The organism is Epilithonimonas hispanica, from assembly GCF_003385395.1.
GTDB lineage: Bacteria > Bacteroidota > Bacteroidia > Flavobacteriales > Weeksellaceae > Epilithonimonas > Epilithonimonas hispanica.
In genome coordinates, this window is sequence record NZ_QNUG01000031.1 from 1 (window position 1) to 23336 (window position 23336).

27 protein-coding genes and 2 pseudogenes are annotated in these 23336 nt (G+C 35.6%); 21 read left to right on the forward strand and 8 right to left on the reverse strand.

Annotated features, from left to right (window positions below; translation table 11 throughout):
* The first annotated feature begins 108 nt into the window (after nucleotides 1-108).
* The gene (locus DRF58_RS13200) at nucleotides 109-489 is read left to right on the forward strand and encodes a site-specific integrase (protein ID WP_317124866.1); all 381 of its coding nucleotides are present in this window, start codon (nucleotides 109-111) and stop codon (nucleotides 487-489) included.
* A 129-nt stretch (nucleotides 490-618) separates the two neighbouring features.
* Here DRF58_RS13200 and DRF58_RS13205 read toward each other — a convergent pair whose 3' ends face one another.
* The 8 genes and pseudogenes from DRF58_RS13205 to DRF58_RS13235 all read right to left on the reverse strand — a co-directional run bounded on the left by DRF58_RS13205 (nucleotide 619) and on the right by DRF58_RS13235 (nucleotide 5921).
* Nucleotides 619-1266 carry a MarR family winged helix-turn-helix transcriptional regulator gene (locus DRF58_RS13205; RefSeq protein ID WP_116036131.1) on the reverse strand — a complete coding sequence of 216 codons (648 nt, stop codon included), beginning with the start codon at nucleotides 1264-1266 and terminating at the stop codon, nucleotides 619-621.
* A 40-nt stretch (nucleotides 1267-1306) separates the two neighbouring features.
* Nucleotides 1307-2005 (reverse strand): SDR family NAD(P)-dependent oxidoreductase, encoded by a 699-nt coding sequence (locus tag DRF58_RS13210; RefSeq protein ID WP_116036133.1) that lies wholly within the window; start codon nucleotides 2003-2005, stop codon nucleotides 1307-1309.
* Nucleotides 2006-2017: 12 nt separating this feature from the next.
* Nucleotides 2018-2299 carry a TIGR03643 family protein gene (locus tag DRF58_RS13215; RefSeq protein ID WP_116036135.1) on the reverse strand — a complete coding sequence of 94 codons (282 nt, stop codon included), beginning with the start codon at nucleotides 2297-2299 and terminating at the stop codon, nucleotides 2018-2020.
* A gap of 155 nt (nucleotides 2300-2454) precedes the next feature.
* Complete coding sequence (locus tag DRF58_RS19150) at nucleotides 2455-3171, reverse strand: FAD-binding domain-containing protein (RefSeq protein WP_379883731.1); 717 nt, start codon at nucleotides 3169-3171, stop codon at nucleotides 2455-2457.
* Between the two features lie 12 nt (nucleotides 3172-3183).
* Nucleotides 3184-3776 (reverse strand): annotated as a pseudogene (locus DRF58_RS19155) (cryptochrome/photolyase family protein); the annotation flags it as partial.
* Nucleotides 3777-3795: 19 nt separating this feature from the next.
* Nucleotides 3796-3938 (reverse strand): annotated as a pseudogene (locus DRF58_RS13225) (DUF2256 domain-containing protein).
* On the reverse strand, nucleotides 3939-5261 hold the full coding sequence (locus tag DRF58_RS13230) for an ABC1 kinase family protein (protein ID WP_116036136.1): 1323 nt from the start codon (nucleotides 5259-5261) through the stop codon (nucleotides 3939-3941). It abuts the pseudogene before it with no gap.
* Nucleotides 5262-5264: 3 nt separating this feature from the next.
* Entirely contained in the window at nucleotides 5265-5921 is a 657-nt protein-coding gene (locus DRF58_RS13235) for a TetR family transcriptional regulator C-terminal domain-containing protein (protein ID WP_116036137.1), read from the reverse strand.
* 97 nt (nucleotides 5922-6018) lie between these two features.
* On the opposite strand from DRF58_RS13235, the gene ribA reads away from it, so the two are divergent.
* The 20 genes from ribA to DRF58_RS13340 all read left to right on the forward strand — a co-directional run bounded on the left by ribA (nucleotide 6019) and on the right by DRF58_RS13340 (nucleotide 23310).
* Entirely contained in the window at nucleotides 6019-6609 is a 591-nt protein-coding gene (ribA, locus tag DRF58_RS13240; protein ID WP_116036139.1) for a GTP cyclohydrolase II, read from the forward strand.
* A 37-nt stretch (nucleotides 6610-6646) separates the two neighbouring features.
* Entirely contained in the window at nucleotides 6647-8080 is a 1434-nt protein-coding gene (locus DRF58_RS13245) for an SDR family oxidoreductase (protein WP_116036140.1), read from the forward strand.
* Between the two features lie 664 nt (nucleotides 8081-8744).
* Nucleotides 8745-9323, forward strand: a complete 579-nt coding sequence (locus tag DRF58_RS13250) for a Crp/Fnr family transcriptional regulator (RefSeq protein WP_116036142.1) — start codon at nucleotides 8745-8747, stop codon at nucleotides 9321-9323.
* A 395-nt stretch (nucleotides 9324-9718) separates the two neighbouring features.
* Nucleotides 9719-10774 (forward strand): MFS transporter, encoded by a 1056-nt coding sequence (locus DRF58_RS13255; RefSeq protein ID WP_116036207.1) that lies wholly within the window; start codon nucleotides 9719-9721, stop codon nucleotides 10772-10774.
* A 13-nt stretch (nucleotides 10775-10787) separates the two neighbouring features.
* On the forward strand, nucleotides 10788-13019 hold the full coding sequence (locus DRF58_RS13260; protein WP_116036144.1) for a molybdopterin oxidoreductase family protein: 2232 nt from the start codon (nucleotides 10788-10790) through the stop codon (nucleotides 13017-13019).
* A 13-nt stretch (nucleotides 13020-13032) separates the two neighbouring features.
* Entirely contained in the window at nucleotides 13033-13608 is a 576-nt protein-coding gene (locus DRF58_RS13265) for a 4Fe-4S dicluster domain-containing protein (protein ID WP_028122325.1), read from the forward strand.
* A gap of 10 nt (nucleotides 13609-13618) precedes the next feature.
* Nucleotides 13619-14146 carry a QcrA and Rieske domain-containing protein gene (locus tag DRF58_RS13270; RefSeq protein ID WP_116036145.1) on the forward strand — a complete coding sequence of 176 codons (528 nt, stop codon included), beginning with the start codon at nucleotides 13619-13621 and terminating at the stop codon, nucleotides 14144-14146.
* Between the two features lie 154 nt (nucleotides 14147-14300).
* The gene (locus DRF58_RS13275) at nucleotides 14301-14585 is read left to right on the forward strand and encodes a DUF6755 family protein (RefSeq protein ID WP_028122323.1); all 285 of its coding nucleotides are present in this window, start codon (nucleotides 14301-14303) and stop codon (nucleotides 14583-14585) included.
* Entirely contained in the window at nucleotides 14569-15567 is a 999-nt protein-coding gene (moaA, locus tag DRF58_RS13280) for a GTP 3',8-cyclase MoaA (RefSeq protein ID WP_034981160.1), read from the forward strand. The genes DRF58_RS13275 and moaA overlap by 17 nt, the downstream gene beginning before the upstream one ends.
* A gap of 70 nt (nucleotides 15568-15637) precedes the next feature.
* A complete protein-coding gene (locus tag DRF58_RS13285; RefSeq protein WP_116036147.1) occupies nucleotides 15638-16219 on the forward strand; it encodes a molybdopterin-dependent oxidoreductase in 582 nt (193 codons plus the stop codon).
* 91 nt (nucleotides 16220-16310) lie between these two features.
* On the forward strand, nucleotides 16311-17507 hold the full coding sequence (locus DRF58_RS13290) for a molybdopterin molybdotransferase MoeA (protein ID WP_116036148.1): 1197 nt from the start codon (nucleotides 16311-16313) through the stop codon (nucleotides 17505-17507).
* Nucleotides 17495-17836, forward strand: coding sequence for a winged helix-turn-helix domain-containing protein (locus DRF58_RS13295; protein WP_116036150.1), 342 nt, complete (start codon nucleotides 17495-17497; stop codon nucleotides 17834-17836). The genes DRF58_RS13290 and DRF58_RS13295 overlap by 13 nt, the downstream gene beginning before the upstream one ends.
* A 13-nt stretch (nucleotides 17837-17849) precedes the next feature.
* Nucleotides 17850-18419 (forward strand): molybdenum cofactor guanylyltransferase, encoded by a 570-nt coding sequence (locus DRF58_RS13300; RefSeq protein WP_116036151.1) that lies wholly within the window; start codon nucleotides 17850-17852, stop codon nucleotides 18417-18419.
* The gene (locus tag DRF58_RS13305) at nucleotides 18416-18940 is read left to right on the forward strand and encodes a TonB-dependent receptor plug domain-containing protein (RefSeq protein ID WP_116036153.1); all 525 of its coding nucleotides are present in this window, start codon (nucleotides 18416-18418) and stop codon (nucleotides 18938-18940) included. The genes DRF58_RS13300 and DRF58_RS13305 overlap by 4 nt, the downstream gene beginning before the upstream one ends.
* Nucleotides 18937-19215 (forward strand): hypothetical protein, encoded by a 279-nt coding sequence (locus DRF58_RS13310; protein ID WP_116036155.1) that lies wholly within the window; start codon nucleotides 18937-18939, stop codon nucleotides 19213-19215. The genes DRF58_RS13305 and DRF58_RS13310 overlap by 4 nt, the downstream gene beginning before the upstream one ends.
* Nucleotides 19216-19368: 153 nt before the next feature.
* Nucleotides 19369-19602 carry a MoaD/ThiS family protein gene (locus tag DRF58_RS13320; RefSeq protein WP_034981158.1) on the forward strand — a complete coding sequence of 78 codons (234 nt, stop codon included), beginning with the start codon at nucleotides 19369-19371 and terminating at the stop codon, nucleotides 19600-19602.
* 14 nt (nucleotides 19603-19616) lie between these two features.
* The gene (locus DRF58_RS13325; protein WP_116036160.1) at nucleotides 19617-20708 is read left to right on the forward strand and encodes a HesA/MoeB/ThiF family protein; all 1092 of its coding nucleotides are present in this window, start codon (nucleotides 19617-19619) and stop codon (nucleotides 20706-20708) included.
* Nucleotides 20709-20788: 80 nt separating this feature from the next.
* On the forward strand, nucleotides 20789-21226 hold the full coding sequence (locus tag DRF58_RS13330; protein WP_116036163.1) for a molybdenum cofactor biosynthesis protein MoaE: 438 nt from the start codon (nucleotides 20789-20791) through the stop codon (nucleotides 21224-21226).
* Between the two features lie 57 nt (nucleotides 21227-21283).
* The gene (gene moaCB, locus DRF58_RS13335; protein WP_116036165.1) at nucleotides 21284-22189 is read left to right on the forward strand and encodes a bifunctional molybdenum cofactor biosynthesis protein MoaC/MoaB; all 906 of its coding nucleotides are present in this window, start codon (nucleotides 21284-21286) and stop codon (nucleotides 22187-22189) included.
* 164 nt (nucleotides 22190-22353) lie between these two features.
* Nucleotides 22354-23310, forward strand: a complete 957-nt coding sequence (locus DRF58_RS13340) for a DUF438 domain-containing protein (protein ID WP_116036168.1) — start codon at nucleotides 22354-22356, stop codon at nucleotides 23308-23310.
* Nucleotides 23311-23336 lie beyond the last annotated feature (26 nt).

The window sequence follows — 23336 nt, forward strand, 5'->3', positions numbered from 1 at the left end:
GGTTTTAAATGTTGGATCATAGATTTTTCTCTCTCGTTTCATAGGTTAAAAATAAGGTTTTATGCTTAACTTTAACTGGACGCTAAATTACTACATCCACTAATTAAAATTGAAAGAACTAAAACTAAACTCTTAGCGCGAATACCTTTACTTCCGACTGCTAAAGAAATATTAGACAAATATAAGTCTCATCCAAAATGTTGTGATACAGAAAAACTTTTACCTGTATACAGTAATCAGAAAATAAATGAATATTTGAAAGAAATTGGCGATATCTGTAATATAGATTTTGATATCACGTTTCATACAGCAAGACATACGTTTGCAACAACCATAACATTAAATAATGGTGTGCCAATAGAAACTGTAAGTAAAATGCTAGGACATAGTAATATTAGAATGACGCAACATTATGCTAAGATTCAAGAAGCAAAGATTTGTGAGGATATGCAACTTTTAAAAAAGGTTTTGGAAGAAAGAAAATTATAGATTGTTAATTTTTAAACACATAGTCCTGTTAAGTGAACTTGACAGGACTCTATACAAACCATTTGTTGGAAGATATAGATAATACTTTGAAGGTATTAAGTGATATCTAAGTATATTATTAACTAAAATTCATCCGAAAATTTTAACAATCATATTAATATCAGCGCTTTTATAGTCAGCATAGATATGCGAATGAAATTCATTTAGTTTTTTCAAAATCCTCAGAAGTTCATTCTTTTCATCTTTTTCAAGCTTTCCGGATAAAATTTTTGAAGTTAAATTCACATCTGATAACGAGGCGTGGAAAATTTCTTCGCCTTTTTTAGTCAAATTAAGTCGTTTGCTGCGCTTATCGTCTTTATCATTTTTCTCCTCCAAAAATCCTGCTTCCAAAAGTCTTTTGATGATTTGAGTTCCGGTCTGCTTCTCGTGACCGTTTTTTTCGATCAACTGAATTTTCGTTAAAAAAGGTTCGTCTTTCAATCGGTACAGATAAGTAAATTCTTCATTCGCTAACTCAGGAAAATCTCCCAAACCTTTTCTTATCAGTAATTTAGAATATCGTCCTAATAAGAGAACCTGTTTGCAAATTTCATTTTCGATAAATGAAACCTGATGTTTTTCATTCTTAAAAAGTTTGGTCGGACTCTCGTCGTAATATTTTTTATCATTCATCCAAATGCGGAAATCATCAACGGTAGAGTTGGGTTTGCAAGCATCAGAATTTTCAAATTCTTTGACTTGATGAAGTAATTCTATGATAAAATCAGTTTGCATCGCTGTAATTTATGGTAAAGATATTAGTTTTTGGGAATGGTTACAATTTGATGTTACCCATTCCGCCGTCAATACCGATGATCTGTCCTGTGATCCACGATGAATTTTCATCTAATAAAAACTCTACCATTTTTGCGATTTCGTCGGCAGTCCCCACTCTTTGCAACGGATGTCTCTTTCCGGATGCTTCCCGTTTTTGAGGTGTTGAAAGAAGTGTTGAAGCGAGATTGGTATCCGTTAAAGAAGGTGCAATTGCATTCACTCTTACTTTCTGAGCAGACAATTCTGCGGCCAGACTTTTCGTTAAGCCTTCAACAGCACTTTTACTTGCAGAAATCGAGGCGTGAAAAGGCATTCCCAGCTTTGCAGCCACTGAACTGAACAATACAACAGAAGCACTTTCCGACTTCTTCAAATTAGGCAACAGTTTCTGAATCGCTTTCACTGCACCCAAAACATTGACTTCGAAATCGTTCTCAAAATCTTCAATCGAAAGACGGTTAAATGGTTTTAAATTAATGCTTCCCGGCGCATAGACCAATCCGTCAATAACTTCAGGGAATATAATTTCATTCAGATTCCCCGAAAGGATATCCATTGGATGAAATTGAATATTTAAATTTTTAATTTCAGTATTTTCTGTTCTTGAAATGCCGATTACATTGTGATTTTCCGACAGTATTTTTGCAGCAGCAAACCCAATTCCCTGTCCGCAACCGATAATGACTATGTTTTTCATTTTTGTAATATTTTACCGTTTTGAAATCTTATTATGACTGATTGCCTTTTGTCTCGTACATTTAAACCTGCTAATCTCAGGATTTCTCTTCATCAAATGTTTCTGGCTAGTTCCCGAATTTACTCTCTTTCTCCAGAGCCGAAAACTTGATGGTTTCAGTTCTGTCCTCATCATTTCAATCACTTGAGATTCAGAAATACCAAACTGAAATTCTATCGCTTCAAACGGCGTTCGGTCTTCCCAAGCCATTTCAATGATACGGTCTGTCTGTATTAAATTAAATTCTTTCACCATTATTTTAAATTTTTAATCGTACGTTTCGCAATTTTAAAATATTCGGATTTTTTCTGATCCGTCATTTTGTCTAAAGTTCGCAACATCATTCCCAATCTCGGATTTGTTTTGAAAAATTCCTGTTTGTCATTCACAAAATTCCAAAAGAGGGCATCTCATTTTTCCGTCCAGTCGCCATCGGTGTAATCGCTCATTTTTTTAATGTAATTGCTTCCGCTGATGTACGGTTTTGTACTCATTTTTCCCCCGTCAGAAAAACTGCTCATTCCATAAACGTTCGGAACCATTACCCAATCGTAAGAATCGATGAACATTTCCATAAACCATTGATAAACGTCGTTGGGATTAAGATTCAACAAGCTCATAAAGTTGGCGAAAATCATTAAACGTTCGATGTGATGCGCATAACCGGTCTCCAAAACCTTTTTAATTGTGCTGTCAATCGGTTTAATTTCCGTCTTTCCAGTATAAAAAGATTCGGGGAGTGGATTATGATGTTTCCAATAATTTTTATTCCGCTGAAAAGTTCCCTGATAGAGATAAATTCCCCTCACGAACTCTCTCCAGCCCAAAATCTGCCGCACAAAACCTTCAAGAGAATTGACGGGAGTTTTATATTCTCCTGCATAATCAATCGCTTCTTTTAAAACGTTTTCGGCAGTCAAAAGTCCAATGTTTAACAGTGGAGAAAGCACGCTGTGATGCAGAAAATGTTCACGCTCCACGATGCTGTCTTCGTAGATTCCAAAATCAGCAAACCGCAGTTCCAGAAACTGATTCAGCCAGCTTTCTGCTTCTTCAAAAGTGACCGGATAAAGCTGATATGAAGTTAAATTACCATAATTTTCACTGAAGTTTTTCTCTGTATACATTTTCGCTTCCTCATCATATTTGCTATTTTCAGGAAAGTGAATCGACGGCGGTTTCTTATTTTTAGGATATTTTTTACGGTTTTCTGTATCGAAAGTCCATTTTCCACCGATAGGTTTTCCTGCTCTCATAAAAATATTTCGTGAAATTCTCTGCTGCTTGTAAAAATCAGTTTGATGATAAGATATTTTATTATCAAAATAGTCTTTCAATTCTTCACGAGTGTTTATGAATAAAGGAGTTTCAATAATTTCTAATTCCAGCTTCGTTTCCTTAATTCTCTTTTCAAGCCAATCGTCGCAAACATCCGTAATGAAGATTTTTTTAAATTTTTCTTTTTCTAAATGTTTAATTAAATTTCGTACATCAGAAAGTGGGGAAGTACTGTCAATATATTCAACCTTGAATTTTTTTTTTTCAAATATTCCTCATAAAATTTCATACTCGCCCTTTGCAAGGCAATTTTTTGTTTATGAAATTTGTATTGTTTAAAAAACAGAAACTCTTCCACCAGGAAAACCGGTTGATTTTTATCCAGATAATCTGTGTCTTTAAAAAGCTGGTGCGGAAATATCAATTGCGCCGTACTTACTTTTTTGGATGGCATATTTTTCAAATTTTTATATTTAATCTGAAGATTTTAAACATTTATTTCTTCGGCATTTTTCGCTGCAATATTTTACTTCGTCCCAGTTTTTTTCCATTTTTTTCGCCAGTTGAAGGGCAGTCCGCATACTTCACAAATCTTTGAAGGTAAGTTGGCTGGCATTTATTGGATGTAATTTTTATATTGATTAATCACGATATTTTTCGCTTTCAAATCGTGCATCATATTGTACAAACCAAAGAATGTACGGTTCAGATAAATAAAATGCTTCGAACCTCTGTTGGTATTCATCCCTTTAATATCACTGATTTTTGCATATTTCTGACCCAGATCTGCAATTTCCTGAAAGAAAGATTCATCAGAAAAATCAAAAATTTCTGCGTTAAAAGGTCTTGTGAACAATTCCAGCAGTTCGTAGAATAATTTGGTGAAAAATTCCTGTTCTTTAGCAGAATCATTAGAACTCAAAATCTCCAGATTGTATAATTTTTCTTTGTAAAATTCAGGATTATTAAGATTCTCAAGCTTAGCCAACTCAAAGTAGGGTCTATAAAAATCATTTGGAATTTCTTTAATACATCCGAAATCAATCACGAGCAGTTTTTTATCTTCTGAAACCAGGAAATTTCCTGGATGTGGATCTGCATGAACCAGTTTCAAAACGTGCATTTGGTACATATAGAAATTCCAAAGCGTTTGTCCTATTTTGTTTAAATCTTCCTGAGAATGACCCAATTTTGTGAATTCCGAGAAATGCTTTCCGTTCATCCAATCCATTGTGATGATTCTTTCACAAGAGAATTCCGGATAATATTTGGGGAACTGAAGATTCGGTAGATGGGCGCATTTTTCAGAGATTTCCTGACTTCTTTTTAGTTCGAGATTATAATCTGTTTCCTCAAACAATTTATTTTCCACTTCCTGAAAATAGGATTCTGAACCTTCTTTTTTGATGTTGAACATTTTCATCGCAATTGGTTTTACCATTTTCAAATCGCTGGAAATACTTTCTCTAACGCCGGGATATTGAATTTTTACGGCAAAATTCTGACCATCTTTCTTTGCTTTATGAACTTGCCCGATGCTTGCTGCGTTGACAGATTCATTCGTAAATTCATCAAATAGATCCTCAGGGTTTTTACCGAAATATTTTCTGAAAGTTTTCTTCACTAAAGCACCTGAAAGCGGCGGAACCGAAAACTGTGACAAAGAAAATTTCTCAACGTAAGCTTGCGGAAGAATGTTTTTCTCCATACTTAACATTTGGGCGACTTTCAGGGCTGAACCTTTCAGTTCTTTAAGAGAATCATAAATGTCTGTTGCGTTGTCTTCATTCAAAGTTTTTCTCGCTTCTTCTTCATCTTTTTCCTTCGTGATTTTATTTCCGTAGTATTTGATATAATTAACGCCCACTTTTGCGCCCGCTTTCAGCAAACTGCTGGTTCTTTCTAATTTTCCGGTTGGTATTTTACTGAGTGTTTTCATCTACTATTTTTTAAATTTTTCTTTGAACAAAAACTTTCCAAGATCAAGTACTTTTCTTAAAGGTTCGTTATCCATCAGTTCAAATACTGTATCAATTGTTTTTTCGATGAAGATATCTGTCTTTTCAAATGACGGCGAAGTGTCTTTTTTCCAAAAATCTATGGCGGAAACCAAATGAATCCATAAAGCTTCTTCACGAGCTTTTTCGTGGAAATTTTTCACATCATCTTTCGCTTTTTGAATCATTTCCCAATCGTTAAAATCAAGAGTTTTGATGAATTGACGATGTGCTTCTTTCAGGTGACTAAATATTTTTGCTGAATGTAATTTATTGTTTCCCAAAATCATAAGGACCAAAGAACGGTTCATCGTCATATTTTCAAAAAAGATAAAATAAACATTCAACAGTTTTTCTTTGGAAGTAATTTGATTTGAACTTTTAACTTCCGTAGCTAATTCAACAGATTTATTGAAAAGATAGACCAACATTGATTTTTCAATCTGTTCAAAGCTTGAAAAGTAATCATAGAAATCTTTTTCTTCAAACTCATTGTCTTTCACAAAGCGGTAAATATTTTTTGGCCTCTCGCCGTGATTTAAAATATAGTCGCCATACAATTCAAATATTTTTTCTTCTGTAATTATATTTTCTTGTTCCATTATTGATTTTATTTATCAACAAATTTAGTAATTAATTTTACTAATTAAATAAATAAAGTATAAATTTGTACTATAACAATGATTCAAAATATAAGTAATGATTAAAATACAGGCTCAATCTAATGTACCAACCGATTTTGGAATGTTTACCGTCTTTGCATTTTCTGAAAACGAAAATGACTGGAATCCGCATTTGGTTTGGGTTGCTGAAAAAACAGATTTTAATGAAGTTGTCAATGTACGCTTCCATTCGGAGTGCATAACTGGAGAAGTTTTTCATTCAAGGAAATGTGAATGTGGACAACAATTGGATGCCGCAATGAAATTTATGTCGGAAAACGGAGGAATGATTATCTATCTCAGACAGGAAGGCAGAAATATAGGAATCATCAATAAATTAAAAGCTTATGCTCTTCAGGAAGAAGGTTTTGATACGGTAGAAGCTAATTTGAGATTAGGCTTACCGGCGGACGGTAGAAATTTTGATGTCGCAATCGAGATGTTGAAAATTCTTAAAGTTACTGAAGTAAATTTGTTGACCAATAATCCAGAAAAACTGAAAGCTTTCTACAACAGCGGAATTTTGCTTAATAAAAGAATTCCTTTGGAAATTGAATCAAATCCTGTCAATTCGTCTTATCTTACGACAAAGAAAGATTATTTCGGGCATCTTTTAGAAAAGATTTAAAATTCAAAAAGATCTTTAACTGATTCAAATTAATCTCATGAAAAAAATTTTATTAACAGGAGCAACAGGTTATATCGGGAAAAGGATGGTCAGTGTGATTACAGAGCAAGGTTACAAAGTGCTCTGCTGCTGCCGTGACGTTAGCCGATTTTCTAAACCTGCAGGAATCAAAGATGATTTGATAGAAGTTATAGAAGTTGATTTCTTGAAAGAGGAATCTTTAAAGAATATTCCGGCGGATATTTCAGGGGCGTATTATCTAATCCATTCTATGAGTGCGAATGGTGATTACGAAGAATCAGAGAAAATCTGTGCTCAGAATTTTGTTTCAGCAATTGAAAAGACGGATTGCAAACACATTATATATCTATCAGGATTAGTCAATCAGAAAGAATTGTCAAAGCATTTGAATTCAAGATTTAATGTTGAAAAGATCTTAATTGAATCTAAAATTCCAACAACGGTTTTACGAGCTGGGATTATCATCGGTTCCGGAAGTGCATCATTTGAAATCATTAGAGATTTGGTTGAAAAACTACCGATAATGATTACGCCAAAATGGCTCAATACCAAATGTCAACCCATAGGAATTGCGAATGTTTTAGATTTTTTAATTTTTACTTTGTTCAAAAAAGAAACATACCGTAAAAGTTTTGATATTGGCTGTGATGATGTCTTGACTTACAAAGAAATATTGCTGGGTTTCGCGAAAATCCGAGGTTTGAAACGAACCATTATTACAATACCGGTAATGACCCCAAAATTATCTTCCTACTGGTTATATTTCATTACTTCAACCACTTACAGCTTGGCAAGTTCACTTGTTGGAAGTATGAAAATTGAGGTAGTCTGCAACAAAGAAAGTTTATCAGAGATTAAAAAAATAACCGGAATACAGCCATTTTCTTACACACAGGCTTTGGAGAGAACGATGGCAAAGATTCAGGCCAACGAAATTCGTTCCAGCTGGAAAGACAGTTTTATAAGCAGCAGAAATGATTCTTCCCTGAAGGAATTTATTGAAGTTCCACATTTGGGCTGTTTTAAAGACGTTCGAAGTGAAAAATATGACGACCGTGAAAAATGTCTCGACCGTGTTTTTGGTTTGGGCGGCAAAAACGGATGGTACGGACAAAATCTTTGGAAAATACAAGGTTATATGGATGTCTTGGTTGGTGGTCCTGGATTGAGAAGAGGAAGAACGCATCCGCTGCAACTTCACGAAGGTGACGCTTTGGATTTTTGGCGTGTGCTTTATGCCAATAGGCAAGAAGGTAAATTGATTCTTATTGCTGAAATGAAACTGCCCGGAGAAGCTTGGCTGATGTTCAAGCTATATAAGGGCAAACTCTGGCAGAAGGCAGTTTTTCGACCAAAAGGATTGTGGGGAAGGTTGTATTGGTTTTCTGTATTGCCTTTTCATGGATTGATCTTTGAAGGGATGGTGAGAAAATTGGCTGCTGATCATTAAATGAGTTTGGTTCATAAAAAAAACCTTTTGAACATAGGAAAAGTAGATTTCAGCAAAATCCTTTATGATAGTGTTATTGAAGGTAAATAATATTAGAAAGAGACCTTTAAAAATATCATCTATATGGTACATTTAATTGTATAGTTCGTTTTTTTTGATTTATACATCTAAATATATTACTGCCATTTCTTATTTCCTTAAAATGGATTTACTAAAACAATAAAAATTATGATTTGGCTTATTTTGGAATCAAAAGCAAACAAAATGGCTCAATTTGCATTAAATTGAAGCCATTTTGGGTGTTTGTGAACTTAACAGGACTCTATCGAAACCATTTATTAGCAGATATTGATAATATTTTGAAGGTGTTAAACGAAATATGAGCTATAATTTGATATGTAGAATCAATTAAAAATCTATAGTTGTATTTGAAATTCTTCTTGTTAAAAAGCAAAAGTATGTTTGAATTCGTCAAGAGTATTTATTCTAAAAGTTGTTTAAAATAGATTTGGATATTTAAGTATAATCTATAGAATCGCAGATAAATATGATTATTCTAAAATAACAACAAATCTTGATATTTGCTTAACTTGCTTGTAATTCAAAGCTGATAATCTAAATTTGCAAAAAAAACCTTAGTCTTCGATTATGAATAACAAATTAGATGATTACATCAAAAATTGTTTTTTTATATGAAAACACATTGCCTGAATGGTGGGATTTATTTCAAACAAAACAAACTATTATCAAAGTCAAAAAAGGACAAAAATTCATAGATGAAGGGACGGAAACTTTGGGTATTTATTTTATTCACAAAGGTTTTGTAAAAGTTCATAAACATTGGGGACAACGTGAAATGATTATGAGATTTGCAAAAGAAGGAGATATTGTTGGACATCGGGGAATTTCAGTCGGAAACTCTCTTTCTCCAATTTCTGCCACTTCGATGAAAGATTCTGTTCTTTGCTTTTTAGAACTCGATTTTTTTAAAACCCTGCTGAAAACCAATAATACTTTTGCTTATAGACTGATGATGTTTTATGCAGATGAACTTCATTGGTCGGAACAAAAGATGGGAAGTTTGGTTCATTTGTCTGTAAAAGAACGTTTCGTCGTTAATCTTTTATATCTTATCAATCATTTAGGGCTTGATAAAGAAAATGTTTTAAAAGCAGAGCTTACCAAAACAGATTTGGCCGCCTATGTAGGAACAACCTATGAGACTATTTATCGCGTAATTTAAGAAATGGAAAATGAAGATATCATCTCATTTACAGGTAAAAAAATTGAAATAGTAAACCTCAATAAATTAAAATCAATCAAGAAATAATATAAAATAATAGAAAAAGTTTTTAAGCACCTTTTAATAGGTATTTTTTTTTGGATTTTGATTGATGGATTGAATCTGAATAGGTGCGATTTGAAGAAATCAGTTAAATAAGATCGGTATGATGCAAATCATATTAATGATAAAGGTTTGTCATTCAGTTAACTAGTTTGTATTATTTAAACTATTTATTTTGAATCATTTTAAATAAGATAAATTAGTCTTATTTAAGAATCTATTGCTGTATATTTGTGAAAGAAAATAAACGTTCTTCTTTGATCGTAAGTGAGTTATCATTAAAATTCTTCAAAATGTTCAGCATTTTTACAAATATCAATAAAAAAGCATTCATCAACGCTATTATTGCAACCCTCGTTGTGATTGCTACCACGGTTATCGGCTCTGTCAATCTGCAGAATTTTGATGCGGCGCTCAGTATCTATTTCTTCGGAACCATTAGTATGACTTTCGGAGTGGTATATCATCACTCAGTCTGGAAACAGCGTCCTGCAACACAGAAATATTGGAAGCGCACCTGGGAATTCATTTTCAGCAAAGATTATCCTATTTATATGAAAGAGGTTGTTCGTCTTTCTATTCGTAATATTTTATTTCAAAAATTTATTATGCCAAGAGGAAGAATGCGATGGTTTGGGCATTTTCTCTTGGCTACAGGATGTTTGATTTCTTTTGCCGTAACATTTGGATTGACTTTCGGATGGATGCATTTTACCCTGAAAGAGGGCACAATCGATATGTACGAAACCCATCTGTTGGGTTTCACAGTGATGACTTTTCCTTTAAATACAGTAATGGCGACCATTCTTTTCCACATTTTGGTTTGGACGGCGATTATGGTCATCGTAGGTTGTTTAATTATGATGCACAGAAGGTTTGTAGATGAAGGATTAATCGCAACACAATGGTTTGAAAGAGACTGGCTTCCCTTGATTTTACTTGTAGCAGTTTCCGTCACTGGTTTGGGAATTTGGTTTGATTATTCTTATCTCGAAGGAAAGATGAGCCAGTTTATGGCAATTATTCACGCAATTACCGTTGCAATGTTTCTGATGTGGATTCCGTTCGGAAAATTTTTTCACATTTTTCAAAGACCGGCGCAAGTTGGCGCAAACATCTATAAAATTGAAGGAAAACGCCGTGGAATGCAAACTTGTCCGCACACCGGCGATGAATATACGACTTCAATGCACATAGAAGATTTAAAAGAAATAACCCAAGAAATGGGATTCGATTTAGAAAATGAAGAAGGGAAAAGCTACTTGGATTTTAGTCCGGAAGGAAAACGGGCAATGCTTGCAAAAGCGCATCTGAAAGCACGACAAGAATCTGGAACTTATTTTGGTTAAAATTTAAAATAAAATGGCAAAATTACCCGTAACAGCCGACGAAATTATCAATGTTTTCGGACCGCACAAACATTATCCAAACAAAGGTACCGTGAGGTCTAATCCTCAAAATCCTGATGCTTTGGTAAAAACGCATTGCTGTTTTTGTGGTTTGCAATGTGGCATTCAATTAAAAGTAAAAGACAAAAAAGTAGTAGGTTTTGAACCTTGGAATGAGTTTCCGTTTAATGAAGGCAGACTTTGCCCAAAAGGTGTACAGCGCTACATGCAGGACAATCATCCGGACCGTTTGCTTTCGCCGTACAAAAGGGTAGAAGGTAAAGGTTTTGTGCCGATAGAATGGGACGAAGCGTACGATGTTGTCATTAATGAAATCAAAAGAATACAGGAAAAATACGGGAAAAATTCCTTCGCAATGTTATCCGGCGTTTCTATTACGAACGAGAAAAGTTATATGGTCGGGAAATTTGCCAGAGTTGCCCTGAAAACTGCAAACCTCGACTATAACGGTCGTCTTTGTATGGTAAGTGCAGGTGCAGGAAACAAAAAAGCCTTCGGGATGGACAGGTCTTCCAACAGTTGGGCAGATTTGGCGCACGCAGAAGTCATCATCATTACCGGAGCAAATGTGAGCGAATGTTTTCCAGTTTTAACCCATAAAATCTGGGAAGCTCGTGATAACGGAGCCAAATTGATTGTCATCGACCCACGTCAGATTCCGATTGCCAGAACTGCCGATATTCATCTGCCATTGAGACCCGGAACCGATTCTGCGTTGACGAATACAATGTTGAAAGTTTTAATTGATAACAATTGGCTGGATAACGATTTTATTAATAATTACACTTCAGGATTTGAAGAAACTGCCGAAGCTGTAAAAGATTGCACTTTGGAATGGGGAGAAGAAGTAACCGGAATTCCGAAAGAATTAATTTATAAAGCCGCAGAAATGTGGGGTAAAGCCAAAACCAGTTTTCTGATGCACGCTCGTGGAATCGAACATCATTCTAAAGGCGTTCAAAATGTTTCAAGCTGTATCAATTTAGTTTTAGCAACCGGTAGAATCGGGAAACCTTATTGCGGTTACGGAACGATTACAGGGCAAGGGAACGGACAAGGCGGTCGTGAACACGGTCACAAATGCGACCAACTTCCAGGAAACAGAGACATCGAAAATCCCGAACATCGAAAATTTGTTGCCAATGTCTGGGGAATCAAAGAAGAAGATATGCCCGGAAAAGGTTTAAGTGCTTATGAAATTATTGAAGCTATCAACAGAGGCGAGATTAAAGGTTTACTTTCAATTTGTTTTAATCCTTTGGTTTCTTTGCCAAATAACAGTAACGTTCGTGCAGCATTAGAAAAATTAGAGTTTTACGCCGGAATTGATTTCTTTTTATCAGAAACTTTGCGCCACGCCAACATTATTCTCGCTGGTTCTTTGCAGGAAGAGGAAGAAGGAACAACAACTTCTGCGGAAGGTCGCGTCATCAGAATCCGTGCAGTGGTTGACCCACCGGGAAAAGCTAAGCGAGACAGCGAAATTTTAATGGAGCTCGCCAGAAGATTAGGCCAAGGTGATAAATTTAATTATAAAAACAGCGAAGAAACTTTTAATGAATTAAGAGTTGCATCCAGAGGAAGCGCCGCAGATTATTACGGAATTACCTACGAAAGAGTAGAAAAAAATCTCGGAATTTTCTGGCCTTGTCCAACCGAAGACCATCCCGGAACACCGAGACTTTGGGAAGACAAAGTTTTCAATACAAACGATAAAAAAGCGCATTTCAACCCAACGCCTTATAAAAAACCAACTGAAGAACCAGATGAAGATTATCCTATTGTGTTGACGACGGGTAGAGTTGTAAGCCAATATTTAAGCGGTTCACAAACCCGTAGAATTGGGAAATTGGTTGATTTGTATCCGGAACCTTTGCTGGAAATTCATCCAAAACTGGCAGCGAAATATGGCATCGAAGAAAATGATTTAATTAAAGTTTCTACAAGACGAGGAAGCGCATTATTTCCTGCAAATGTGGTGGAGACCATCAGACAAGACACTGTTTTCATTCCTTATCACTGGGGCGGAGTCAATTCTGCAAACCAATTAACGATCGATGCTTTGGACCCGGTTTCAAAGATTCCTGAGTTTAAAGTTTGTGCCTGCAAAGTGGAAAAAACAGGACGTAAAAAAGGAGAAAATTCAGAAGAATTTGCCAACCAAAGTAGAGATATTCAATATTAAATTTTAAAAAATTATGGCGGAGCAATTTGAAAAATTTAATGATATGGAGTTCTTCGTGGATATGCAGCGATGCATTGGCTGTCACGCGTGCGAGATGGCTTGTGCAGAGTGTGAAACCAACGGAGAAACCTCAATGATTCATATTCATTATGTTGACAGAGCAGAGACGATTCAGACTACAGTTCAGGTTTGTATGCACTGCGAAGACCCTATTTGCGCAAACGTTTGTCCGGCAGACGCAATCACAAAAGATGAATACGGAATCGTACACACGGCAGATACTTCCAAATGCATCGGTTGTGCCAATTGCGTCATCGGTTGTCCGTTCGGCGTTCCACAGATTCCGGACCAAAGCGCAATGCTGATGATGAAATGCAACATGTGCTACGACAGAACAAGTACTGGACTCAAGCCAATGTGTGCAACAGTTTGTCCGAGTGGCGCATTAACCTTTGATACCAGAGAAAATGTGGCGAAGAAAAGACCAAACAGTTCACCTGTCAACCGCTTTATTTTCGGGAAAGAAGTCGTGAATACCAAAGTGAATATCATGATGCCGAAAGGCAGCGAAGAATTAAAAGTTTTTTAATCATAATACAATGTCAGAAGATAATAAAAAAATCCCCGCCTGGAAAGCCGATTTTCCCATCAAAAAACGAGAAGCAGCCTACGTTTCCCGGAAAGAATTCATCAAACTCATCACCTTTTTCTCTGGGACTTTAGCATTGGCAAATGTTGCGATTCCGGTGTTCAATCATTTCAAAAAAGAGGAAAAACTCGGCGAATATTTCGTGGGATTGACCACCGACCTCAATGTTGGTGGTATGCGGACTTTCTACATCAACGAAGACCACAGAAATCCCTATATGCTCATCAGATTAGCCGAAGACAAATGGAAAGTTTTCGAGCAAAAATGCACGCATCTTTCGTGTTCTGTCCTATACAATCACGATGAAAAAGTAATAGAATGTCCTTGTCATCATGGTTTTTTCAATCCGGATGATGGTTCTGTCATTCAAGGTCCGCCACCAAGACCGCTTCCACAATTGACGGTTGTTATCAAAGAAGATGAAATTTTCGTGACAGATTTCATCAAAGAAGCCAAAGAAACAAACAGTCACGGATAAAACGATATTTAATTTGGCAACTATTTACGTCTGAAGTCCCCGTTTTTTTGCAAATTTCCCGAGGCTTTTCCCAAGTTAAAATTCACAAAAAGAGCTGGGTTCAAGCCGGGTTGCAATCATTCGAAGGTTCTAAATAAACTTTAAAAATAACAAAATGTCAATACGAAAGAAACCCATCAAAAAAGTAACCTTCCGCGTCAACGAAATGTTGGTTGCCATCATCAGCATTTACATATTGTTGGTCAGTATGCAGATGTGGCTTTTGTTTGGAACCATCAACAAAGCTTTAGACAAAGAACATATCGATTTTGCGTGGTATTCCGCAATCGGTTCTGTTGTGATATTTCTCTGTACCATTTTCTTTTTGAGATATGTACCCGATGTTCCGACCGGACAAATCAAAAATTCAGAAGCCGAAAACGATGACAAAGCCTACTGATTTACTCGATTCCTTCGGGCGAAAACACGATTATCTCCGACTCTCGATTACCGATAGTTGCAATTTCCGATGTCTGTATTGTATGCCCGATGAACCGTTCAAAAGTACACCTTCCATCGAGTTGATGAACAGTCAGGAAATTTTCGAAATTTCTAAAATTTTCGTTCAACAATTTAATATCAATAAAATCAGAATTACAGGTGGCGAACCTTTGGTAAGAACCGATTTTGAAACCATTATTCAACAAATTTCTACCTTGGATGCGCGTATTGGAATTACAACCAACGGCGTTTTGCTTCATAAATATTTTGATTTATTTGAGAAATGTGGCGTCAGAAATCTCAATATCAGCATCGATTCTCTTGATCGGGAAAAATTTAAATACATAACGAAAAGAGACCTTTTTCAAACGGTTTGGGACAATATCAAAGAAAGCATAAAACGTGGATTCAATGTAAAACTAAATGTTGTTGTGATGCGAGGTTTCAATGAGGACGAAATCCCTGAATTTATCGCACTCTCTCATCATTATCCCATAGAGTTGAGGTTTATAGAATTTATGCCATTTACAGGAAATTCTTGGGAGAAAAATAAAGTCATTCCCATTTCAGAAATGCTCACCTTGGTTTCAGAACATTTCACTTACGAAAAGGTGGCAGACGGCAAGAATGATACCTCCAGAAAATACAGAATTAATAAAGAAAGTAAAGGTGTCTTTGGTTTGATTTCTACAATGAGCAACTCCTTTTGCGCTGGTTGCAATCGAATCCGTATCACATCTGACGGAAAAATGAAAAACTGTTTGTTTGGTGCCGATGAATTCGATTTGTTAAAATCTTTTAGAAATAATGAAAATGTAACCGAACTCATCCAACTCGGAATCATCAAAAAACACAAAGAAAAAGGCGGACAATTCTCCGAAATGGAAAATGTAAACAACCAGAAAATCATCAACAGAAGTATGATAAAAATTGGCGGATAAAAATTTTGCCAACCGATAGGATAAAAAAAACATAACCATAAGATTTCAAACAATTCATTAGTAATTACCAATGAAAAAATTAACCAATTTGATTACGATTGTGATGATTGCAATCACAATGTTACAATGCAAAAAATCTGAAGCAACCAATACAGCGAACGATAATTCTGCGAAAACTTCTCAAAAACATTCTGAAGAAAAAGAAAACCACAAACACGACGAGAAAGATGATTTAAAATATGTGAGTAAACAAATAAAAGTAACGGGGGATGTCTTAACACCATTGACTTTAACGGTGGATTCTTTGAAAAAAATGAAAGTCGTAGAACTCAAAGATTTCAAAATTGTTTGCCAGAAAGGATTGACCAAAGACAGCGTAGAATCTACAAAAGGAGTTTTGCTAACCGACATTTTGGAAAAAGCAAAAATCGCACAACAAGAGCAAAAAGACCGCAATTTCTACATTGTTGCAAGAGCTTCAGACGATTACAAAGCCACATTTTCTTGGGCAGGATTATTCAACAATCCGACTGGCGAAAAAGTATTTGTATTATTTGAGCAAAACGGAAAACCGCTGAAAGAAAAAGGAGAAATAATTTTAGTAAGTATGACTGATGCCAAAACCGGTCCACGCCAGGTCAAATGGCTGTAAAGCATCGAAGTAACCCGCGTGAAATAATTCGAAATTGTGTAAGAAATGACCTTTAAGACTTCCATCATCAAACATTCAACACTCATCAAAAATGAACCATTTCATCTCCGTTTCCGAAGCTAAAAAAATAATAGAAACACAAATTTTCCGTACAGAAAAAGTGACGCTCCCAATTTTAGATGCACAAGGTTCTTACACCTCAGAACCGATTTTTGCACCAATAGATGTTCCGTCTTTCGACAATTCTGCGATGGATGGTTACGGATTTCGATTTGAGGATTTGGAAGATTTTTCAGAATTAAAAGTCACTGAAATCATTCCTGCTGGGATTTCCAAAAACGATTTTATTTTGAGTAGAGGAGAAGCGGTGCGCATTTTTACGGGAGCAAAAATTCCTAATGGTGTCGATACCGTGATTATGCAGGAAAAAACAAGCAGAATTGTCGACCGAATACAATTAAATGATGATGAAATTTCAAAAGAAAAAAATATTCGTTTGAAAGCTTCTCAAACCAAAATCGGAACAAAAATAATTGAAGAAAATACGTTGGTAAATCACGCAGTCATCGGGTTTTTAGCAGGATTTGGGATCGGAAAAATAGCCGTTCACAACAAATTAAAAATCGGATTTCTCTATACGGGAAATGAATTGGTGGAAATAGGGAAACCACTTCTGGAAGGGGAAATTTACAATTCTAACACCTACACGCTTCAATCGGCTTTGGCAGAAATTAATCATCAGTTTTCGTTCACTAATCACGTTGAAGATACGGAGGAAGCGACTTTTTCTGCTATAAAAAAAGGCTTAGAAACGGTGGATGTTTTATTAATTACAGGCGGAATTTCTGTAGGAGATTATGATTATGTGAAACCCGCTTTGGAAAAAATAGGTGTTTCAGAATTATTTTACAAAATCAAACAAAAACCCGGAAAACCTTTGTATTTCGGAAAAGTTGAAGAGAAATTTGTTTTTGCGTTGCCCGGAAATCCAGCTTCTGTTTTTTCCTGCTATCATCAATATGTGAAGCCGTTTTTGCTCGGTTGCATTGGACGAAAAGAGTTTGATGAAGAACAAGATTTGGGCATTTCAGAATCTTTTGCAAAGAAAAAAAACAAAGAGCAAACCCAGTTTCTGAAAGCTTTTTACGCAAAAGGAAAAGTACAAATTCTCAATGCGCAGGAATCTTATAAAATGGATTCTGTAGCACAAGCCAACTGTCTGGTGGAATTTGCTGAAGGCGAAACAGAAATCAACATCGGAGAAAAAGTCAAAATATGGAAAGTCTGAAAATCAAAGGCAGAATCTGGATTGAAACCGAATCCGGACTGAAAATCGGCATCGGAAGAGCTAGGCTTTTGGAGCAAATCGATGAGTTGGGTTCCATCACAGAAGCGTCAAAAATTTTGAAAATTCCGTATCGAAAAGCGTGGGGAATTGTGCGGGACATCAACGCCAATTCGTCCAAAGAAATCGTCATCAAAGAAGCGGGCGGGAAATCCGGCGGAAAAAGTTCACTCACAATATACGGAAAAAAAATTGTAAAAAAATTCAAAACAGCCGAGGAATGTTTTATGAAATTTTCTGAAGATGAGATGTTTGATGTTCCAAAATTTTAAATAAAATAAAAAAATGCAAGCCATCATTTTAGCAGGAGGCAAAAGCTCCAGAATGGGACAAGATAAAGCCTCGATGATTTTGGGCGGAAAAACCGTGATACAGCACGTTATCGATAATTTGTTTTTTGTTTTTGATGAGATTTTTATTTCAGGAAATCATAATAATTATCCAATTTCGAAGGGTATTATTAAAGATGTTACGACACAAAAAGGTCCCATTGGTGGAATTCGCTCCGCCTTAGAATTTTGCCAGGAAGATATTTTTGTTTGCAGTTGCGATATGCCCTTCGTTTCTTCAGATTTAATTAAAAATATTCTTCAAAAAAAAATAGAAAACAGAATCAATGTCGTGCGTTTTGGCGAAAAATTGTATCCGGTTTTAGGCATTTATCCTTTTTCTATTCTTACAGATTTAAAGAAAACCATCGAAAGCGGAAACCTCAGAATGATTAGCTTTCTGGAACAACAAAACGCTCATTACATCGATTTAGAAGACAGTTTTGAGCATCAGCTTTTAAATATAAATACGCCGGAAAACTTCCGGAATGCAGAAATTATATTCAACAACAATTTATACAAATGAATAAGAATTATGCAGTGGCAGGAGCAATTCTGCTATCATTAAACGTGTTCGCACAGGAAAAAACTAAGGTGGATTCCTTAAATAATTATTACGAAATCCAGGAAGTAAATATCTTGGGAGAAGAAAAAAATGAAGGCCCAATTCACAAGATTGATGCGCAGTTGATTAAGGATTTTAATAAAACGAATGTTGTAGATGCAGTCAATCTTTTACCCGGAGTGAGTATTACGCAAATAGGTGCTAGAAATGAGGGAAGTATTTTGGTAAGGGGATTCAACTCGCTAAGAACGCCTGTTTTTTTTGATGGAATTCCTATTTATACGCCTTACCATGGCAATTTTGATTTGAGCCGTTTTACGACTTTTGATATTAATAGTATTTCTGTGGAAAAAGGTTTGGTTTCTGTACAATATGAGCCAAGTACGATGGGTGGAGCTGTGAACATCGTCTCCAAAAAACCTATCAAAGCTTTGGATAGTGATGGTCAATCGGGCGTTGGTTTTGCGGACGAACGGGTGTGAATTCTTATTTCACGGCGCTCAACATCGGATCCAGACAAGATAAATTTTACATTATGGGTTCTGCTTCTTTTTTGAACGTTGATAATTATCTAAGTTCAAGAAAATTTGACAGAACTCCGCTACAACCTTCATTGGAAAGGGTAAATTTTAAATTTATGGATGTGAGATTGAGTGCGAAATTCGGTTACACGCCAAACAAAACAGACGAGTATTCATTCAGTATTATTTCCCAAAATGCGGATAAAGACATCGCCTCCGCAATTTACCTTGGTTAATGCAAAATTATCGGTAAATATTGTCAAAGGAGTCAACTTCGATTTGGGTGTTAGAAATTTATTTGACAAAAATTATTACCTTTCTTACGGCTATCCAAAAGAGGGCAGAAACTTCATCACAGCAGTGAATTATCATTTTTAAATTTAATTAAAATGAAACTAAAAATATTTGGAAAACTGACCGATATTTTCAACGGAAACGAATACGATTTGGATTCTGAAAACGTAAAGTCTGTTTCAGAATTAAAAGTAAAACTCTTCGAAAAATTCCCAGAATTGAAAGAATCAACTTTTTTAATTATCGTAAACGGCGTGAAAGCAAACGATAGCAAAATCATTTCCATACCATCAGAAATTGCTTTGTTACCGCCATATTCGGGAGGTTAAAATTTAAAATTAAGATGAATTTAGAAAGATACAACAGACAAATCATCCTTCCGGATTTTGGGATTTCTTCGCAAGATAAATTGTTGAATTCTTCTGTGTTGGTGGTTGGTTCGGGAGGTTTGGGTTGTCCTGCGCTTCAGGTTTTGGTTTCTTCGGGAATTGGGAAAATCGGGATTGTAGATTTTGATGTGGTTGAAATTCAAAATCTGCATCGCCAGTTTTTGTTTGATGAAAAAGATATTGGTTTCCCCAAAGTTATCGTTGCCGAAAAACATCTGAAAAACAGAAATTCCGAAGCCGAAATTGAAATTTTTAATGAGCGCATAACGACCGGAAATGTTATTCATTTAATTGAAAATTACGACATTATTGTAGATTGCACAGACAATTTTACAACCCGATATCTACTGAATGATGCTTGCTTTTTGATGAAAAAACCTTTGGTCTATGCATCGATTTTTCGGGATGAAGGTCAGATTTCGGTTTTTAATGTGGAAAAGGAAAATCAAGTGACCAATTATCGTGACCTTTTCCCGATTCCGCCCAATCAAAATGAAGTTCCGACTTGTAATGAGGCGGGAGTTTTGCCGTCGCATTCGGCTGTTATCGGGACTTTTCAGGCGAATGAAGTCATCAAATTAATAACCGGCTCTCCCGAAACTCTAATTCACCAATTATTGATTTTTAATACCAAAAATTATCAATCAATGACAATTAATTTTAATGAAAATCAAGAAAAATCGGGACCAAAAACTATTGAAGAATTTCAAAACTTTGATTATAACGAGTTTTGTAATCTTAATAAAAATGATGAAATAAATTCGTTTTCAGAGCTTCAATTGTTTTTAAATCAAGAGGATAGCATTTTGATTGATGTGAGAGAAGCCGATGAGCAACCGAGAATTTTATCATTAAAAATCTTAGAATTTCCTTTAGTTTCATTAGAAGAAAATTTAAATCAATTCAATTCCTATAAAAATCTCTGTTTCGTTTGCGCATCAGGAATCCGAAGCAAAAAAGCATTAGAAATCGCAAAAAATCATTTTCCGGAAAAGGAAATCAAGCATTTTCCAGCCGGAGCAAAATCAATTTTAAGTAGCTGTTAGCAAGTAGTTTTAATTATCGGCATTAAAATCAGAATTATAAAATTCAAAAATATATTATTAAATTATCGAAAGAAATTATAATGAAAAAAATTAAAAATATTTTTATTGAAGGTCCCATCAATCCAGCATTTGTTGCGGAAAGTATCACCAAACACACGGTGAAAACCAACATTGGCGGACACAGTATTTTCCTTGGTCAGATTCGTGAAGATGCGATTGATGACAAAAAAGTTCAGGCGATAGATTTTACAACTTACGAAGAAATGGCGCTCGAAAAAGCCCATGAAATCCGTGAAGAGATCATCACAAAATATGGGTTGACCTGCGCCCATATTTACCATTCCTTGGGAAAAATTAAGGTTGGGGAAATTTGTCTTTTCGTTTTCACTTCTGCGCCACATCGGAAAGAAGCCATCAATGCTTGCGACGAAATGGTGGATAGAATTAAGAGAGAAATTCCGCTTTGGGGAAAGGAAATTTTTGAAGACGATTCGCATTCTTGGAAAGAAAATAAGTAATTTTTTTCAATTTATATTTTTATCAAATTCATTAAAATAATTTAAAAATAGTAGATAATGGTTAATATTACTCATAAAAATAACACACTCAGAAAAGCAATTGCTGAAGCCGTTCTCAGCGTGAGTTCGCAGGAAACAATCGATGCGATTGTGAACAACAAAGTTCCTAAAGGAAATGTTTTCGAAATGTCAAAAACAGCTGGATTATTCGGAGCGAAAAAAACCAGCGACATCATTCCCGATTGTCATCCGCTTCCGATAGAATTCACATCGATTCAGTTTGAAATTAAAGATTTGGATGTTCATATTACTTCAGAAATCCACACGATTTACAAAACCGGAGTAGAAGTGGAAGCGATGCATTCGGTTTCTGTTGTAGCTTTGACGATGTACGATATGTTGAAACCCATCGACAAAAATATCGAAATCAAAAACATCAGATTGATTGAAAAGAAAGGTGGGAAATCTGACCTCAAAGATTCTGGAGAAAGAATTAATGCTTCTGTGATTGTTTGCTCAGACAGTATTTTTGCCGGAAAAAAAGAAGATAAGGCAGGGAAAGCCATTATTTCATCTTTAGAAAAGAATAGTGTAACAATAAACGATTATGTCATCATTCCTGATGAAATTTCTGAAATTCAAAACAAAATAAAATTTGACATCGAAAACGGAATTTCATTAATTATGATTACCGGCGGAACCGGACTTTCAAAACGTGATGTCACTCCGGAAGCTGTACGACCGCTGTTGGACAGAGAAATTCCTGGCGTTGCCGAAGCCATCAGAAGTTACGGGCAATTGCGTACACCATATTCTATGCTTTCCAGAAGCGTTGCAGGAATGATTGGCGAGACTTTGGTCATCGCACTTCCCGGTTCTACAAAAGGCGCGGAAGAATCGATGGATGCAGTGTTTCCCGGGATTTTGCATATTTATAAAATTTTGAATGGTGGGAAGCATTAACTTGAACTGATTAATATCAGATTAATAAAATACTAAAACATCTTTTATTTGAATTTCAAATCTTAAATTTGTCAATCTAAAAAGGAACAGAGAAAACCAAAACACTTTGGTTTTCTTTATTAAAATAAAAGACAAAAAGATATTAATATTTTATTAAAATTAGAATGGATAAAAATCAATTGAAGGCGGGGCATCCAGTTCATACGTATTTGGTGGAAGAGGAGCTGATTATTTCTTTGTTAGAAGAACTTACCAATACAAATCCTAACGAAGAATTTCAGAAATTTTATAATCTGTTTAATCATTTAGCGACGGTAGAAAGACGATTTGAAAGAAAAGAAAATCAGCTGTTTCCGTTTTTAGAACAAAAAGGCTGGACAGGACCTTCCAGAAATATGTGGTCTTTCCACGATACGATTCGGGATATTTTTAGAATTATCAGAAAGAATATTGATGAAAAAGATTTAGATTCCGCCAAACAAAATGTAGAATACGCTGGTCAGAATTTGAAAAACCTGATGGATGTTGAAAAACGGGTTTTGTTCCTAAATGCAATGGATATTCTTACAGACGAAGAATGGATAAAAATGCGTGAGGGCGAAGACGAAATCGGCTGGATGCTGAGCGAATCGCCTGCAAAATATCCCGAAGAAAGCCAGTATGTACATCCTTCGGAAGACACCACTATGAGAACTGACGTGGTTTATGATGAAAATGCATCACATTTTGACGAAGGTTATATGACGATTGAGCAAGTCAATCTTTTGTTTAGAACTTTGCCACTCGATTTGACCTATGTTGATGAAAATGACCGGGTTATTTTCTATAACCGAGGCGAAGAGCGCGTTTTCCCGAGAAGTGCAGGAATCATCGGTAGAGAAGTGCGTTTTTGCCATCCACCGAAAAGTGTAGATACCGTTTTGAAAATTTTGGAAGAATTTCGAAAAGGCACACAGAATGAAGCTTCGTTTTGGTTCAATTATCGGGATAAACTGATTTATGTGAGATATTTTGCAGTTCGGGATTCCGAAAAAAATTATCGAGGGGTGATTGAGATGTCTCAGGATATTTCCGAAACCAAAAAAATTGAAGGCGAAAGAAGACTTTTGGAGTGGGAGTGATAATTGTCATTTAAAATAAAATACTA